The organism is Nevskia soli DSM 19509 (assembly GCF_000711955.1).
Taxonomy (GTDB): domain Bacteria; phylum Pseudomonadota; class Gammaproteobacteria; order Nevskiales; family Nevskiaceae; genus Nevskia; species Nevskia soli.
The window spans coordinates 18,742-35,804 of sequence record NZ_JONR01000046.1; the positions used below are offsets into that span (position 1 = coordinate 18,742).

Below are 17,063 nucleotides of genomic sequence, written 5' to 3' on the forward strand. Positions count from 1 at the left end.
CTCGCCCTCGACTCCCCTTTTCTTTGAGGCGCACCCCTCGCCCAAAGAAAAGGGGCCGGCATAAGCCGGCCCCTCCCTCACCTCACCGCCGACATCTAACGGCGATACCCACCCTCATTCTCATCCTGCTCACACGCCAGCTTCACCGGCACACCCATCGCGATGCGCGCCTTGCCCTTCGGCGCCCCCGAACCCTCGCTCGTCTCGCCCGGGCCGCGCACCACCACCTCCACGCGCCCCTGGTTCGTGCCATGCAGCCACTTCGGCCGCGACTCGTTCGTCTCTTGCTTCATGAAATCCTCCTCGAAAGAAAATGGCCCGCCGTGCCGAAACACGGCGGACCAAAAAGGCCTAGCCCACGCCCGGCGTCGCGTACACGTTGCCGACGTAACTCGGCTCCGTGACCTTGAAGCCGTAAGCGCACACCGAATACACGCCAGTACCGATCTGGTTCACCAGCTTCACCGCATCCGTGTCGATGAACTGGCTCGCCCAGGTCAGGCCCGCCGGGTGGCCGAACGGGCAGTTGTAACCCTTGATCGCCCCATCCGTCACCGGCACGATGTTGTTGCTCTGGTAGATGATGAAATCGTCCGTACGCCCCACGCGGCCGTTGCGCAGCGGCGACACCGCGTCGCCCGTCTCGTAGGCATACTTCAGCTCCGAATTCTTCATCTTGCGGATCATCCAGCTCGGCAGCACGATCCAGCGCTTGCCATCGCGCGGCACCTTCGCCTCATCCAGGATCTGGCCCGCCGAGAGCAGCACCGAATCGATCACGTTCTCGCTCGTCACCGAAAGCGCCGCACCCGTCGCGCCCAGATTCACATCGCCGGAAACCGCACCGGCCGCCGCCCCCTGGTTCGCCGCATCCACCTGCCCGTGGATCGAAGACAGCAGCGTCGAATCCTGCTGCTCCATCGTCTTCTGCACCGCATCCTGCGTGAAGTCATCCATCAGATCGATATCCGACTGATAACGATCCACGTTATCGATCTGATACGCCCAGTACAGACCCTGATCGATCACCAGCTCCGTCGCCTGCACATCCGGCACCTGGTAACTGATCGTCATCCCCACCTGGTAAGGACTCACCGTGATATCCGGCGTGCGCCGGATATGCACCACATCCCCCATGCGGGAAATCTCCCCCTCGTAATCGGAGTTACTGATCTCCCCGAAAACGGTCGTGTTATAGCGCGCGGCAGCTAGGCCGCGTCCGACTGTCGCTTCATCTTGCCGATGATATGGCCCCGCTCATTGCGAACAAATTCGCCGTAATCGGTCCTGCGTTGCACAGGAAGATCGCGAATTGTTTTGAGCAATGATGCAGGTTCAGATGCCGATTCACTCAGTCTGTGCTCGTGTGACTTCAGTTGCTTCAATGCCGACTTGATGCGTTCTCCGTCGCGGAAATGTCCCATCTCGGCGCAACCAAGGACGAATTGAATCTCCTGCCTTTTCACAATGGAATGTTTTCCGAAATAGCCAAAGAAATCCTTGACCTTCGATGGCTGGGCAAGCAGGCGCCATTGCCGGCACCGCCCTTTCGCCATGTTATAAATCACGCCTCCGAAGTTTTTCTGGATGATTTCCAGGCCTTCAGTGTCGTAATCGGCACAAGCTATCGTCGCCACCAGGTAGGCCGCCCCTAGCGACGTGATCTTCATCACCGAAACGCAACCATCTCCGTCGAAATACCCCGCCAACCACTTTCGGCTTGGAAAATTCGGCAGAGGAAGGCTGCGAAGCTTGCGCTGCTCCTTCATCCATTGACGCAGTTGATCCCGGTCACCGACAACCGCCTGTTCTCGCTCGAGTAGCGCATAAGCGTAGTGGCGTTTAATGACCAAATGCTGCGCGATCGTATTCAGCATCATCTTGGCAAGCTTGCCGCGTATATCCAATCGCGCGTATTCCGCCTGCTTGATCGTCTCGATGGTCAAAACACCACCGAAACGTTGTTGAATCAATCGCAATACCTCGTCCTTACCGACCTTCTGCGAAAAAGAAACATTGATTTGTGGTTTCCAAGTCTCTTTCACGAGATGCAAATGAATGCTTCCATCCGCATCCAGAAAGCCAGCTATGTACTTTTCACTGAGCATTGGCGCTTGCCTGTCCCTCAGCCATTCGTCACTTCGATCTGGTTCCACACACTATAGTGCAGTTCCAGTTATTCAGAATCGGTTTTACTAAGTCCTATTAATTAAACTTAGTCGTCAGCTTCGTGCTCCACAACTCCGGCACAAAACCCGAGGTACCACCGGACGAATAGTCCGCATACCCGCTCGCGCGGGGAATTCCAACTGTTGCCATCTCTATAGTCTCCAAATAATGCAGTGCCGCGGTCGAGCGTCCCTACCGGATCCGCCCCTCCCCCGCAGCCCTGTCGATCGTTTCCTGAATCGCCTGCCACTCCTGCGGACGCCTGCGGTAATGCCCCTGGCTGTAGAGCCTGTTCTGCTCCGCAATCCAGGCGCGTGAAACCACCGTCTCCGCCGGCGCCTCGCTCGGCAGCGAGGCCGAAGGTTTGCCATTCGGAATCACGCGACGCGACGCGTCCCGTCCCGAAGGTCTTTGCTGCGACTGCCCCCACGCGTTGAAGATCGCCAGCACCCGATCCGCATCCAGCATCCCGCGCGCCTCGTTGAGCACCTCCTGACGCGTGCGGCCCGCCAACGGGTCACGCTCGTTCAGCCACTTCAGGAACTCCGCGTTCGCATTGATCTCCCGCCAGCGCGGCAGGCCGGCATTCACCGCCGCCCAGAACCCCGCCTCCTTCGATCGCTGCAACTCCGCCCGATGCGCCCGCAACTCCTCGCGGATCGCCGCCACCTCCTCCTGCACCGCACCGCGGGTCAGCTCACCCGAAGCCGCCCGCACCGTCTCCACCAGAAAGCGGCAATGCTCCTCGCCGAACTCCTGCAACTGCTGCGGCGTCACATACCGCCGCAACTCATCCGCAGACAGCGGCGCCGCGGCCTGTCGTTGCACCACCGACATCCGCTCCAGCAGCTCCGCCTCCCGCCGCCGCCAGGCATCCTCCGCCTGGCGATGCCGGTCGTTCTCCGCCCGCAACATTCCCTCACTGGTCGACACACGGCTGCGCAAACGCTCCACCTCATCCGTCCCCGCCGCCTCCGGCGCCTCCGGCGCCGCGACTTCAGCGTGTCCCGCCCGCGCCTGCTCCACGGCCCCCTCCGCCGCCCCGCGCACAGCCACAGGCGCCGGCGTCGCCGCCGCCCCCTGCGCCGCCCGCAACCGCGTCAGATTCTCCGCGCGCAGCCGCTGCGCCAGATCCGCATCCTCACTCTTCCGCTTCAACGGTCCCGGCAATCTCGCCATCGTCTCCTCTCCATGTGCCCCAAAGGCTGTCATGTCAATGCGTGGCAACGCCCACGCGCGAAGCCCAGGCTCTCCCTTCCGGGTGCACGGGCGCATTGCGCTATCCCTTCCGGGTGCGCTCCAAAAAAATCGGGATTTACTTCAGTACCACAAAGTCCCTCGCAGACGGAGAGACCAGGCCGCTATCCGCAGCCATATGAAAATTCAACCAAACCCACCGCAGGATGTGCTCACCCCGGACTTGATCCGGGCGAAGCGCATCGATCACGCCCCTCGCCGAAGACAACCGGGTCTCGTCACCAACCCCATGCAACGGCCAACGGCCAACTCACCCCGCCGCCGCAACCGCCCCTCCCAAATCCACCACCGCCACCTCGCGCGCACCCACCCAGCTACGCACCCGTCCCGCCACATTCTCCGGCGTGATCCCCAGCATGCAGCGGCAATTCTGCCGCACCCCATCCTGCTTGCAGGCGCTCTTCGGAAACGCACAACTCCCCGGCAACTGCAACGACTCCGCCTTCGCCCCCAGCGGATGCCAGCGCTGCGCATCCATCGCCGCCCGCCGCGGAAACAAGCCCAGCGCATGAATCCCCAGCGCCGCCGCGATATGCAGCGGCCCCGTACTGCTCGCCACCAGCCCATCCGCATGCGCAATCAGCGAAATCAACTGCGCCGGCGCCGTCGCCCCCATCAACACCACCACCTTCTCATGCGCCAGCAACGCCGGGCACTCCGCCTCCAGCTCCGCCCGCTCCGCCTCCACCCCCGTCAGCAGAAACCGCACCGGCGCATCCTCCAGCAACTGCACCAGCCTCAGGAAATGCCCCGCCGGCCACTCCCGCGCATTCTTGTTCGACTTCGGGTGGATCACCAGATTGAACGCCGCCCCATCCAGCCGGTGCCGCAACACCTCATCCAGCGGCGACACCCGCGACAACCGCGTCAAAGCCTTCAACTCCGACAAAGGCAGCCGCGACTCCAGACCCAGCGGCTTCAAATGCCGCAACACAATCTGCGCCTCATGCAGCCCCGACCACTTCCGGCGGCTCCACACAAACCGGTTGCTGAACGGCAGACACTTCGGCCGCTCCACATCCCCGATCCGGATCGGCACCTTCGCCAGATAAGCCGCCCGCGCCATCGCCTCATCCGAAAGCGGATTGATGAACGCATTCACCCCATGGCGGCTCAAAATCGCCGGATCGGCCAAAACCGCCTGATCCTCGATCACCTCATCGATCCACTCGCACGTCGCCAGCAGCGGCATCGTATAAGCCGCCGCCACCATGCAGATCCTCAGATCCGGCCGCTGCCGCTTGATCATCGCGATCATCGGCAGGCAGGACAACACATCCCCCAGGTGACCACGCCGCACCAGCGCAACCGTACTACCGTGTGCCAAATCCATCTAAGTCCTTGATCGGGACATGGAAATGCCCCGCCCCCGACAATTGAGACCCACAGAATGCAACTTTTCCGCAACAAAAGCACCTGGCCAAAACCGCTCCAACCCCGGTCCCAGCCCCAGAACTCCCACCCCTTTTGTAAACCAAAAACCCCGCAAACCCGCCCCAACCGCCAGCCGCAGCCGACTACACCAAACCCGCCGACGGCCTCAGCCGGTCGCAATACCCCCGCCACTCCGGCGACCAGCGCGGATGCATTTCCCGGCCATCCGGCACCGCCCCTGCCCCAAGCGCGCGCTCCAGCAAGTGCGCATCCAGCCACGGATCCGCCTGCATCCTCCCCACCATTGCCGGCTCAAACACCTCCGGCAAATAACGCCTCAGATAAGGAAGCCCCACCAACTCCCCCTCACTCGTCACCGGCACATACAAAAGATCCTGCTCCGTCAAAGCCTCCACCTGCTTCGACGTCAAGCCATGCTCCCGCTCGTAAGCCGCCTCCACCACATCATCCACCCCCATCACCATCCCACCGGGATTGGCCGCCGCGAACCGCGCATACAGCAGCTTCAGATGATCGGGATACAGATACCGGTACGCCCCCTCCTCGCCACCTAGCGCCCTCATATACATCCTCAGCCCCGGATGCCGCTCCAGCGACCACTGCTCCCGGTGGGGCGCCCCGTACCCGATCTCCACCTCTTCCAACGTATCCTTGCCAAACAACACAAAAGCCAGCGAGTTCATTGTTTTTCATCCTTGCCCGGAATCGGCTGCCTCGGAATCACCATGCTATCCATCGGATAGACAAATAGCCCCGTAGGATGTGCTAAGCGCATCGAAGCGCATCAATCGCTGAGTTTGCCCATGCCCCAGGTATCGTGCCGCGACGAAGTGCTCCTCCACGAGAATCCTCGGCCGAGTCGCAATCACCCGCTCGACTCAACCCGCATAACCCAATGTCCAGATCCGAAAAATCCCGGCAAGGACAAACACATCGACCGGGTCTCCAGCAAAAGAAACTGCGTAACTGCCACAACCAGTATCGCCGCCAGAAAACCACGCCAAAGTAATCCGCGCCCGTTCCTTAAAGCGGAAATCAACGAGGCCCCGATGCACAACATCGCGACTACAGCAAGAATTGCCACAAGCATCGCATCATCGTTGTCGAACAAATCCCGAAGCTCATCTTCCGCGTACCAGGAAGAACAAAACACATACGAGGCCAACACGGCACAAATACCGGCAACGGAAAGAAAAGCCGTAACCAACGAAGCGATTTTCCTACGCATTATTTCTGCTCGGCATCTGCATCGATGTTCAGAAGTTTCGCCATCTGATCCCACCGCCGGAGTATCGTATTGCCATAACTAATCGCCTGCGGATTCGCGAAGCGTCCCACGGGAATTCCCGCTGGTCATAATCCGCCTTCCGCGCAACGCGCGCCCTCAAAAAAATTCAACCACCGCCTAATGCAAACCCCCAAGCCCGACATCCCCCGTCCGCGCCGCCTTCATGCCGAACCTGCCGGCAAACGCCTGCTCCACCACCTCCAGCATCTGCCCCGCCTCCGCCAGTTCACCCTCACTGATCAGCGACTCTGCATGCTGCAAGGCACCTAGCAACATCCGGCACACACCCAACTTCTGCAACTGCGGCTCCGCCCGCACAATCGCATCCCGCAGCTTCTGAAACACCGCCGCCAATTCCCTGCCCGTACCTTCCGACGGATCCACCTCCGCCATGAACACATCCTGCCGCAAAAAGGCAAGATCGTTGGCCACCAAAAACACACGATCCCGCTCAGCCGTCGATACCGACTTCAGAAACGCCCCGGCATATCCGTCCGGCGCCAGCACTCCCCACTCCTCCACCCCGTCCGCCGTCACCACCATCGCCGCGTTCTGCGCTTGCCCATCCTTCTTGCCGTACCGGCGATTGTTCCTCTCATCCGTGCCGGACTTCCCCATGAGCTCCCGATACGTCTTGTAAAAAAGTGCGTGTGCTTCAGCGAACTGGCGACGCTTGAGAAAATCCTCGGCCGTATCGATCACGGCCTTCACCTGCTCATACATACCCAGTTCCGTCAAAGGAACTCGCGCCTTTTCCACGTCCCTTCGGGCCATGCGGTATTCATGCTTGATCAAATCGTCATGCCGCTTCTCCTCCAGACTCGTCGAGATGTCCAGAGTCAACAAGGTGTTTTCGACCTCCGCCAATAGCCTGCGCTTGCTCATTTCTTTCGCCCAGGAACAGTTTCCGCCGCTAGTTCCAGCAACTAAACCGCATCATCCCCCACCTGCTCAAGCACCCGGTTCCACACAATCGGCTCCCCCGGATGCGTGACATACAAATAACGGAGCAGACAAATCTCCAGCCGCAGAATATTGACCGAGACTGTCTTATCGTGCAGCCAGTCCGGCTGGCGAAAAGGCCGGAGCTGCTGAAACAAGGCCTCGAAAGGTGCCACCTCAGAAGTCCCCGGCAGGAATCCACCTGCGCCTCTTTCTACAACCGGCGCTATCGCCTCCAACCCCTTCTTCCAGGGCAGATGGTGACTGAAGCGCCTCTTACTCGAAAGCAACCCACTCGCTTTCTGCACTTCTGCTGCAAGCAAAAACAAGCTAGCCGCCTCCAGGCACTCCGACTGGGCGCAACCGTCCCAGCCGGTTTCGACCATTCCGTCTTCCATCCAGATCAGAAGATCCTCAGCAGCCCCAATCAATAACGAAGTATCAAGCGGCGCCAAACCCAGCATCGCAGCGGCGTAACACTTGCACTGCCGCGCCTCGAATCGATCACGCTCATCGACGGTTTGCTGCCCGACTGGCTCCTGCACCCCGTGACTTGCGTACTCGAAAGATCTCCTCGCATATGCCCGCACCATTTCATGATCCGGGTAAGCAAAACCGATCTCGAGGGCAGTGCCCAATTCCACGTACGCCGCGAATCCTGGCCGCCCTTCCTCCAGCCGCACCGGATAATGCTCCAGGACGTAGGCATAACCTTCCGGGCTTTTAAGCCCCTTATCGGCTTCGGCGCACCATTGCTCACGTATAGAGAGATTCATCATTTCTTCTCCCAAGGAGGGGGAGACAAATACATAGAAGAAGTCCCGTAAGAGTCCCCATCAAAGATGGGCACGATTGGATCAAGCGTGTAGATTTTCCCCATCTTATACGGTGTTTGGTTGTTGATGAAGTCAATGTGTTGCTGATTAAAACGAGTGCCGGGCTTGCCCACAAGATTCGTAATGACATCGCCACGCTTTAATTGCTCCAATGCCTCCTTTTTATAGCGTGCCGTGAATTTATCGTTTATCGGTGTATTTGCGATCCCGTCGGCCAACACTTTTTCGTTCTTGACTCTGGTATTGACCCTGTTGGTACCGATCTCCGTTGGACTTCCCTTTCCAGTCACGGGAACATCACCAGAATAGGCTTTTACAACGTCATTATGAAGTTGCACTCCCCCATTTTCAGTGGGCATGAGATAGGGAACATCAAAGCCATTGTCACCTCCATGTTTGGCATCGAACAGTTGAATGGCCCCACGCTTAAGGGCGGCCAGTTTCGCCGCAGCTTCAAGGGCAGCCCCCTTTTCCTTGATGCCTACTTCCGCGGAAGGAAGAGTTGCAGGACGCCTGCCATACGGCATCTCTGCATTCACTGCTGTCGGAGCTTCCGCCGGCAATCCACCGCTCGGCCTTCGCATACCCGACAATCCACCCTCCGCCAGTGACCCAAACGCTGAGCCGAGCTCCGCAGCCCCTTCCATCCACCGGCTGCTGGTCTCTTCGTCCCTGCCCGTCATCGTCGCAAGGCCATTGGCCCACGCTGCCGACAATGAGACCGCCCCCAACAAACCGTCTCCGAGACGCCTCATTTGCCGGGCTTCGGCGGCAGGGTCATACGCCCTTAATCGCGGGCCGGTATCCGGCTTCAGTTGATCGGGAGGATTTGCCAGAAGCCCTCGTTGTGCCCGGGCCATCGCATCCGAATCGTTGTTGTTCAATGGATCCAGGCAGTCACTGAAAGCCTTCCGCGAAGCTGCCTGATAGTTGCTGCCACCCGGCTGATAACTTGGCGGGTAGTCAACGGCGGAGCCCTGTAGTGAAACACTCGAACCGATGCTCGGAGGCGCAAGGCCGACAGGCTGTGGTGGCGTGACCTTCGTAGTAGAAACCAGCTTCGGTCGAACAACATTGAGTTGCAACCCGAAACGTCTCAGATTGCCCTGTCTGTCGTAGTAAAGCGTATTTCCGTCGGAATCGACAAACGAGGTTGCGGCCCTGTCCGGTTGCGACTCTCCATTCCCCAAACCACCATCGCGATACCCATTCGTCTCACTTGTGTCATCCGCCATATCGCTCCCCCGCACTCGCTATCCGTCAGGCAGCTTCCCCTACCGCCCCGCCAACCTCCCCGCCCCCTCAAACTGCTTCACCCACTCCGCCAGGCACTGCGCCTCCCCCTGCAACCACCCCACCCGCTCCCCGGTTGCCGTGCGCAGCGCCACCTGCGCCTCCTCCAGCCCCGCCTTCAACAGCGCCAGCAACGCCAGCCCGTCAGGCTGCCGCTGCAGGTTGGCCAGCGTCCGGTACTGCTCCGGCGTCAGTCGCAACATATTCATGTCCGTGTTTGATCTGTTCCTTCGCCAGTTGCCCCGCGATGCGCGCCCCGGCGATCCGCTCCTGCGACTCCGTCTTCCCCTTCTCCGTCACCGCCCGCAGCGCCGCGTTCGGCGTTGGCTGCGGCGGCTTGGGTTGTTGCTGCTGACTGAGCTGCGCCTCCAGCTCCTGCGCCGTCGGCAGGATGTCGTCCACCGGCATTGCCAGCGCCTTCGCCACCTCCGCCAGCACTGCCCGCCGCCCCTTCATCCCGATGATCTGCATGTCGATCGGGTTCGCCGTCAGCGCCAGGAACTGCGTTCGCGTCTGCTGCAAATGCTCCTTGATCAGCAGCGCCGCCGTGCCGCGCGCGCTCACCGTGCAATCGCCCTTCACCGACTCGTCCGGGTTGTAAAGCATCTCGTGCAGATACGCCGCCTCCACCGTGCGTGAAATCACCCCGCGGTCGATATTCGCCACCGCCCGCTGCAAACCCTTCGCCGCCGTCCCCATCAACATCGAAAGCCCCGAAGCCGTCGCCCCCGCCCCGTTCATGTTCTCGTTCCCGTACATATAACGAGGGATGCCCGTCAGGTCGTCCGCCTTCTGCTCGAACTTCTCGATGATCGCCAGCAGCTCCGGCGCCCGGCTGTCCGCCTGGTACCACTCGATCGGGGTCGAAGCCGCCTGCGCCCGCGAGCGATCCAGCTGGATGATCTGCAGCGGCCGCATCGCCTTCGGGTCCTGCCCCGCCGCGAGCTGCGACATGTCGATCCCCATGATCGGCCCCGAAGCCAGCCCCAGGTTCGCATTCAGCGCCCGCGCGCAGGCATTCACCATCGCCTGGCAATCGCGCATCAAGTCATAGATCGAATTCCCCCAGAACGCCCCCGGCACCGGGTCATAACTCGCGTTGTGATACGGCCGCCGCCCCAGCGGATCGTCATTGACCTCGCAGCGGATCACCTCCGCGCCGATCAGCACCGCATCCACCTCGTAATACGCCAGCGGATCGCACACCCCCTCCGTCAGCCCGTACTCCAGCAACACCCGCCCCTCCACGCTCCCCCAGAAATGCAGCGCATCCACCAGGTAATCCGGGATCCACGTATCGTGCGTCTCCCCCTCCAGCATCCGCCGCTCCGCATCGCTCCACAGCCAGGCGCGCAAGCCCCCGCTCTGCTGCTGCTCCAAAACCGTGCGGATCGCCTTTTCGGAATACCCAGGAGTACCGATGCACTCGTAGAGATCGGCCCGCGTCATTCTGATCCGCTCGATGAAATCCCCGTCCTGGCAACTCTCCGCCTCCGGCGCCGGATAACAATCGAACGGACTCACCGCCGCCCACGTCAGCTCCGGCGCCGACACCACATCCGGCTCCGCCGAACGCAGCCAAGCCAGCCGCTTGCCCCGCCGCAGGAAAGGCCCCTTCAACACCGCCGCCGGATACGTGCAGAAATGCTGCACATACTCCGCAATCGCCTTGTAATAAGAGCCGCGCTCCATCCGCGCCTCGATCACATCCTCCATCCGCGCCGCGCGCGCCTTCGCCTCCCTGCGCGCAGCCTCCAGCATCCGGTCCCGCAACTCCGCCCCCAGCCGCGCCGCCATCCCCGCGAACTGATCCAGCTCCACCACCTTCCCCGTCCGCGCCATCTGCAACATCTGCTGCCGCGCCATCAGCGCCGCCTGCTCCTCGATCGGCTCCGCCACCTCCGGCGGCAACTCCGGAATCGGCGAAGCATCCAGCCCCCAGGGCCGCTCCCCGTCCGGCAACAGCAGCTCGCGCAGCGCCGCCTCCGCCGCCCGCATCTTCGTCGCCGCCAGCGGCAGATAGATCGGGTCCCCCGCATCCGCCGTCCACATCTCCTGCAACTCGGATTGCGCATACACCCCGCGCCGCGCCCGCAGGCAGGCCAGCAGCCGATGCTCCACCACATCCCGCGCCCGCTTGTTCCGCGCCCACGAAGAGCGGATATACCCCGCCAGCGCATTCATATTCCCCTGCGCCGGCTCCTCTTCCGCACCCTCCGCCCCGGAGCCGCTGCCGCCATCCCCGGTAAACCGCCCACGCCCGCCCTCGCCATCCGCACCGGCATCATCGAACGCACCACTCACATCCGACACACCGCCTTCATCCCGGCCATAACGCGCGGCATTCACCTCCAGCGCATCATCCGCCTCATGCCGCCCACGCGACCGATGAGATCCACGAGCGCCTCGCGCGCCACCGTCCCGCGCAGCATCGCCGCCCAGGTCATCCCCCGCGCCACCGGCACCACCCCAACCCTCATCCCCACCACCCGCATCATCCGCCCCACCACGCACCTGCCGCATCGCCTCCCGCTCCTGCGCCGCGCGTCGACGGTCCCGCCGCGACTCACGCCGGAAAGGCCATCCATCCGGGCTCCGCGCCGGCGCATTGTCCTGCGGCGGCGCCAGCCCAGCGATCACATCCCCCGGCCCGCTCAATGCAGCACCTGTCGCATCTCGTAGGCGATATGCAGCACCTCCCCATCCTCCTCCTCGCAACACACCCCGCACACCGGCGTACCGAATTCTTCGGCGACCGCCAATGCGGCGCGCACCTGCGCCTCATAGTCCTCGCCATACTCCACGCGGAACGACAACAGCCCGCCATTCCACCCCAACTCATGCGCGCAAGGTTCCATACTCACTCCATCCCCGGCCCGAACGGCAGCAACAGAGGCGAAGCCTCCTTCGTCCTGAAAGCGACAGCCGGGTCCGCAGGCTGCCGCACGATGTCCCACGAATCCATCAACAACCGCTGCAACTCCCGCCCCACCGGCACCCGCCCCCGCTGCAACGCCACCATCACCGCCGCATAAGTGGTCCGCAAAGTCGCCAACTCCCGCTCACTCAATTTCTTCATCTCAACCCCCTTACCACTGCATCGGTGATCTCGAAGCCTTCAGAAAAGTCCGTTCGCCCCGAGTGCGTTGCGAAGCAGGTGTGCTTTTCCGAACGTCCCGAGTGAATCGCGAAGCGATTTGTATCGAGGAAGGGGCAAGCAATCACTCTCGCCGCTCCCCCTCTCCCCACCTGTGGGGAGAGAGCCGGGGTGAGGGGCACGCACATTCAACGAAGCGCAGCCCCGCAAGGCAAAGTGACGCTGCGCGTTCCGCCACCACCCCCCACAAACAACAAAGCCGCCCATAGGCGGCTGTTCATATAAAAGCGCCGGCGAACCGGCGCGCCCCTCGCTCACCAGAGCAGGACAGGGGTGAAACGAAAAAGCCCCGCTCGGTGGCGGGGCTTCGCTGTGCTTCAGTCGCAACACGACAAGCACAACATATTTATATTCTTCTCTACCGAAAACCGCAAGCGCTTTCGCCCAACTATTTTCCCGCTCCAATCAAACTCTTTCCCGCCGCGCAAATACATCATCTTTCCCCTCTCCCCACCTGTGGGGAAGAGGGGAAGGGCGCAATAAGCCTGTCCCGAGGGCGTTGCGGAGCAACGTGTATCGAAGGGCGAAGCGCATTGCGCCGAATGAACGGCCAATCGTTCGCCGAAACGGTAGCCACCGTAGGGTGGGCTAAGCGCAGCGTGCCCACGCGGTCTCGCACCTCGCACCCAAACCCTGTTCGTCCCGAGTGCGTCGCGCAGCGACGTGTATCGAGGGACCAGCACGCACCTCAGCCCATACCCTCCCCACCATAAAACCATGCAAAATACCCCCACCGGCACCAGCCAGCCGCCCGCGGAGCACCCCATGCGCATCGCCCGCATCACGAGTCTCGCCCTGCTCACCTTCAGCGCCGCGGCCATCGCCCAGTCCAAGCCCCCCACCCCCGAAACCCTCGGCGGCCCCGTCCTCCCAGCCACCCTTGTCAACCTGTCCGACTGCGCCAGCACCACCCCCTCCGTCGTCAAGTCGGAAAAGCCCGTCTGCTCCATCCTGCCGTCGCCCAAGCCCGCCTCGGCTTCCTACACCCACGACGACGGCTACGCCGCCCTCCTCCATCTCGGCGCCTGCGCCGCATCCCACGGCCGCTTCTGCTGACATTCCGCCGACCATCCGGGTCGGCCACGGCAATGGAACGCTCCTCCGGCCTTGCGCCATGGACTTTGGCGTATCGATCAACAAGACGCCCCGCTATTGATCGCCGCCTGCAGCGATGCGCGATTTTGGGCGACGACGAGTCAGTAACGCGCTTATCGCCCCCGCAGCCTTTGTAAAGTTGTGAAGGCACTGAAGAACAGAGGGTACTATTTAGCCGTCTGGTGGAGAATTCGGATGTCGCGAGCTATTTTTCTGGCCGGTATCTATGGATTTGCCGCGATGCTGTGCGTGTCCGGCCACGCTCTTGCCCAGAAATCGCTACCGCGGCCGAATAGCGCAGCCTCCGATTCGCCCGCCGAACTCGATACGGTCGGCGTCACCGCGCCCAAGCGGTACGACACGCATCAACTGGAAGCCACCATCATTCCCGCATTCGTTGCATCGCACGGAGCGACCACCCACATCGGGCAACTCGCGCGATGGCGCGCCGATCTATGTCCAGACACCACAGGCCTGCCGGATGCGTCCAGCGCCTTTGTCACCGCGCGCGTAAAGGAGATCGCGGCGAGCGTCGGCGCCCCCGTCAAAGAGCCCTGCGAACACAACGTTCAGATCACCTTCACGACCCAGCCGCAAAAACTGCTCGACGAATACACCCGGCGCGCCAACTGGGCGCTCGGCTATCACTATGCGTCCCAGACCGAGGAACTGGCCACTGTCCGGCACCCCATTCAGGCATGGTATGTCACGGCCACCCAAAGCTCCTCGTTCTCGGCGCTCGCCCCCGGCGCTTCCGGCCTGGCCTTGATCGACAGCGCCTACGGCAGCACCCCTCCGGGCGACCCGGGGAGCAGGTTGACCTCCCACCTCAGCAGCGAATTCTTTCATGTACTGGTGGTGATCGACCTGCACAAGGTCGAAGGCTACGAGCTCGGGCCGGTGTCCGACTACATCGCCATGCTCGTCCTGTCGCAGCCGCAATCGCTCGAAGACTGCAGCGACCTGCCCAGCATCCTGGACCTGTGGTCACCGGCCTGCGGCACCAGGCCCAAACCGCTGGCGCTGACTCCCGCCGATACCGCCTACCTCAAGGCGCTCTACGATATCAACATGGAAGCCAACAACAGCTTCGAAAGAAGCGGCATTTCCACGCGCATGATCAAGGATATCGAGAGTCACTGAGCGCGGGAATGAATTCCCCTACCGCCACCGCTCCCTTCTAACCTCCCGCGCCGCCACCCGCGGCACCACCTGCTGCAACATCCCCTCGCAACTCAGTCCCGTCCGGAACGCATCCGCCGGATGCGAAGCCCAGTCATGCAGCGGCTGGCTGCGATACACCCCCAGCGTCTCGTTCCACTCCTTGCGGTAATGCTCCAGCCCGCGGATCCCGTCGACGCAACGCTCCTCGTCGAACACGCAACGCGGCAATGCCGCCCGCACCGCCTCGATCCCGTCCACCACCGGCAGCATCGGCGCCACCTCGAAGCGGATGCCCAACCCGCTCGCCGTCTCCAGCCGGCTCTTTCCCGTATTCAACTCCCGCACATTGATGTCATGCGGCGCGATATGCCGTCCGAACACCACCCTATGCTCGCGCCGCCACTCATCCAGCACCGCCGCGTAGTGCGGCAAGCCTTCGCCGCTGTTCTTGTAGCAATCCACCAGCCGGATCTCGTAGCCATTGCGCTGCACGAACCAAACGAACGTCTCATCGTTCATGCCCAGATCCCACCACGTATCGACAAGCAAAGCCCGATCCACCGGTACCGTAGTGATCCGCTTCTCCTGCCAAGCCTCCAGCATCTGCGAACCATAGTACGCCCCTTCCGTCGAAGCCTTGAACGCTTCCTCCGCCGTACTCGGATACTCCGCGAAAACATCCCCGCCCAGCTCGCGATGCTTGCCGCACCACCACTGCCGCTGCGCCGCGCTCAACTCCTGCCCGATCAAACCCTCCAGCTTGTCCAGGTACTCCGTCTCATGCTTGTACTCGATCGCCCGCTCCGGCGAGAGCGCATACGTCGGCTCGCAGTACCACGGCAAAAAGCGGAAGCGCCAGTCATTCCCCTTCTGCGCCCCCTGGCACAACTCGTAGAAATGCCCCGCCCGCCCCTTGGCGGTGGACTCCACCACGATGATCCCGTCCGCCGGCACCGCCTGGAACGCACCCGTCTTGATCTCGTCCGCCCGCTGCGGCTGCCGCTGGCAGATATACCCGTATTCCGTCACATGCAGCACCTGCACCGTGCCTGAGCGGAACGTCACCCCCACCCGGATACTGCTGCCGTTGTTCAGCAGCAACTCATGCGCATCCCGCTTGCGCGCGAAGATTGCCGCCTGGATCTCCGGCGGCAGATTGTCGTAAGCGAACTGAATCTTGTCGCGGAAAATGATCATCGCATCGTCCTTCGTGTGCGCCACGATCCCCACACGAAGATTCCGGTTGAACAGGCAGGCATCCAGCCACAGGATGCAATACCCCGTCGTGACGCCAAGCTGCCGCACCTTCAGATCCACATTGCGGTGCGCCAGCGAATCGAACAAACGCAGCTGCGCCCAGTTCGGCACAAAGCGCACCCGCTGCCCGCTCTTGTCCGTCACGTAATACAGATTGCTCAACCGCCAGTTGCGGTCCAGCAACTTCTCCCCCAACACCGCCAGCGCCGCATCCAGCGCGGCATCACTCCCGCCCTTGCCGGCAACCACCTCACTCGCCCCCTCATCCGCACCGGCACCGGCCACACACCCCGCCGCGCCCGCAGTCTCCGTGGCGCCGGCGGTGCCATCCCTCACAACCTCCACCACCGCACCCTCACACGCAACCACACCAGCACCTCCCGCAACACACCCCCGCTCAGCGCCCAAGCAAGCCACCCACCCCGCCCCCATCCGCCTGCGCCCGCTCGATCAAACCCACCAACGCATCCCCCATCCGGTCCAGCCCCGCCGACTGCACATCCATCGTCGCCAGCTTCGGATGCAGGAACGGCGCCGCCGTCTTCGCCGCATCCATCCGCCGCGCCGGCGTCTCCCGCTCGTCCCGCATCACCCGCAGCAGATACGCCAGCGGCGACAAGCCGCCAGGCTCCACCACCGCCAGCCGCGCCGCCGCCTCATCCGCCGGCAAATCCGCATGATCACCAACATCACCCACCATCTCCACGCCCGCATCATCCGCCGCAACCACCGCACTCGAAATAGCCGGCCCCACCTCATCCGCCCATACGTCATCCACCCCCACCACCCGCGCCCTGCCCCCACGCACACGCCCCTTCTTCACCCCGCCCTCCACCTTCAAAGTCCTGGCCAAGGCACATCCTCCTTGACCCGTCCTAGCCAGGGTTGACACCTTCTAGGGTGGACGAAAGATGTGCCAAAGACGCCCGATGCGCCGCATCGGGCGTTTTCATTTTCAATGATAGATGGGGACGCTCGCTGTTGTAGATGACCACGGACTCCCGCACCATCCGGGTGGCTTGGACGATGTCGGCGGGGCGCTGCAGCAGCAGTTCGGTTTTCAGGATGCCGTTGACCCGTTCGGCCAGGGCATTCTGATAGCAGTCGTAGCCATCGGTCATCGAGCAGGTCAGGCCGTGGCGCCGGTGGAGGTTTTGATAGTCCTCGGCGCAGTACTGAATCCCGCGATCGGAGTGGTGGATCAAGGGCT

General features: G+C 62.3%; 19 protein-coding genes. 2 read left to right on the forward strand and 17 right to left on the reverse strand.

What is annotated here, in order from left to right; all coding sequences use genetic code 11:
* Positions 1-95: 95 nt before the first annotated feature.
* The 14 genes from BP26_RS0119610 to BP26_RS0119675 all read right to left on the reverse strand — a co-directional run bounded on the left by BP26_RS0119610 (position 96) and on the right by BP26_RS0119675 (position 12,259).
* Positions 96-293, reverse strand: a complete 198-nt coding sequence (locus tag BP26_RS0119610; RefSeq protein WP_029922259.1) for a hypothetical protein — start codon at positions 291-293, stop codon at positions 96-98.
* 58 nt (positions 294-351) lie between these two features.
* A complete protein-coding gene (locus BP26_RS0119615) occupies positions 352-1,137 on the reverse strand; it encodes a hypothetical protein (protein WP_051749194.1) in 786 nt (261 codons plus the stop codon).
* 71 nt (positions 1,138-1,208) lie between these two features.
* A complete protein-coding gene (locus BP26_RS0119620; RefSeq protein WP_029922261.1) occupies positions 1,209-2,108 on the reverse strand; it encodes an LAGLIDADG family homing endonuclease in 900 nt (299 codons plus the stop codon).
* Positions 2,109-2,361: 253 nt separating this feature from the next.
* The gene (locus tag BP26_RS29725; RefSeq protein WP_029922262.1) at positions 2,362-3,348 is read right to left on the reverse strand and encodes a magnesium transporter CorA family protein; all 987 of its coding nucleotides are present in this window, start codon (positions 3,346-3,348) and stop codon (positions 2,362-2,364) included.
* 328 nt (positions 3,349-3,676) lie between these two features.
* Positions 3,677-4,759, reverse strand: coding sequence for a glycosyltransferase family 9 protein (locus BP26_RS27875; protein WP_051749195.1), 1,083 nt, complete (start codon positions 4,757-4,759; stop codon positions 3,677-3,679).
* A 184-nt stretch (positions 4,760-4,943) separates the two neighbouring features.
* Positions 4,944-5,504 carry a hypothetical protein gene (locus BP26_RS0119635; protein ID WP_029922264.1) on the reverse strand — a complete coding sequence of 187 codons (561 nt, stop codon included), beginning with the start codon at positions 5,502-5,504 and terminating at the stop codon, positions 4,944-4,946.
* 182 nt (positions 5,505-5,686) lie between these two features.
* Positions 5,687-6,049, reverse strand: coding sequence for a hypothetical protein (locus tag BP26_RS0119640; protein WP_029922265.1), 363 nt, complete (start codon positions 6,047-6,049; stop codon positions 5,687-5,689).
* 177 nt (positions 6,050-6,226) lie between these two features.
* Positions 6,227-6,994, reverse strand: coding sequence for a hypothetical protein (locus BP26_RS0119645; RefSeq protein WP_029922266.1), 768 nt, complete (start codon positions 6,992-6,994; stop codon positions 6,227-6,229).
* A gap of 41 nt (positions 6,995-7,035) precedes the next feature.
* Entirely contained in the window at positions 7,036-7,830 is a 795-nt protein-coding gene (locus tag BP26_RS0119650; protein WP_029922267.1) for a hypothetical protein, read from the reverse strand.
* Entirely contained in the window at positions 7,827-9,122 is a 1,296-nt protein-coding gene (locus BP26_RS29730; RefSeq protein ID WP_157572650.1) for a hypothetical protein, read from the reverse strand. Before BP26_RS29730 ends, BP26_RS0119650 begins: the two co-directional genes overlap by 4 nt.
* Before the next feature lie 39 nt (positions 9,123-9,161).
* The gene (locus tag BP26_RS0119655; protein ID WP_157572651.1) at positions 9,162-9,389 is read right to left on the reverse strand and encodes a hypothetical protein; all 228 of its coding nucleotides are present in this window, start codon (positions 9,387-9,389) and stop codon (positions 9,162-9,164) included.
* The gene (locus BP26_RS0119660; protein WP_157572652.1) at positions 9,325-11,703 is read right to left on the reverse strand and encodes a portal protein; all 2,379 of its coding nucleotides are present in this window, start codon (positions 11,701-11,703) and stop codon (positions 9,325-9,327) included. The genes BP26_RS0119655 and BP26_RS0119660 overlap by 65 nt, the downstream gene beginning before the upstream one ends.
* 131 nt (positions 11,704-11,834) lie before the next feature.
* Positions 11,835-12,038, reverse strand: coding sequence for a hypothetical protein (locus BP26_RS0119670; protein ID WP_029922271.1), 204 nt, complete (start codon positions 12,036-12,038; stop codon positions 11,835-11,837).
* Between the two features lie 2 nt (positions 12,039-12,040).
* Positions 12,041-12,259: a hypothetical protein gene (locus tag BP26_RS0119675; RefSeq protein WP_029922272.1), complete on the reverse strand. Its 219-nt coding sequence runs from the start codon at positions 12,257-12,259 to the stop codon at positions 12,041-12,043.
* Positions 12,260-13,054: 795 nt separating this feature from the next.
* Between BP26_RS0119675 and BP26_RS0119680 the strand changes: the two genes are divergently transcribed.
* Positions 13,055-13,393: a hypothetical protein gene (locus BP26_RS0119680; protein WP_157572653.1), complete on the forward strand. Its 339-nt coding sequence runs from the start codon at positions 13,055-13,057 to the stop codon at positions 13,391-13,393.
* 234 nt (positions 13,394-13,627) lie between these two features.
* Positions 13,628-14,575 carry a hypothetical protein gene (locus BP26_RS0119685; protein WP_157572654.1) on the forward strand — a complete coding sequence of 316 codons (948 nt, stop codon included), beginning with the start codon at positions 13,628-13,630 and terminating at the stop codon, positions 14,573-14,575.
* 18 nt (positions 14,576-14,593) lie between these two features.
* Here the strand turns inward: BP26_RS0119685 and BP26_RS0119690 are convergent, their stop codons facing one another.
* From BP26_RS0119690 to BP26_RS0119700, 3 genes are all read right to left on the reverse strand, one after another.
* The gene (locus BP26_RS0119690) at positions 14,594-16,138 is read right to left on the reverse strand and encodes a terminase large subunit (protein ID WP_157572655.1); all 1,545 of its coding nucleotides are present in this window, start codon (positions 16,136-16,138) and stop codon (positions 14,594-14,596) included.
* 112 nt (positions 16,139-16,250) lie between these two features.
* Positions 16,251-16,706 carry a hypothetical protein gene (locus tag BP26_RS27880; protein ID WP_051749198.1) on the reverse strand — a complete coding sequence of 152 codons (456 nt, stop codon included), beginning with the start codon at positions 16,704-16,706 and terminating at the stop codon, positions 16,251-16,253.
* Between the two features lie 22 nt (positions 16,707-16,728).
* The coding region (locus tag BP26_RS0119700; protein ID WP_157572656.1) for an integrase core domain-containing protein at positions 16,729-17,063 on the reverse strand (335 nt) is incomplete at its 5' end.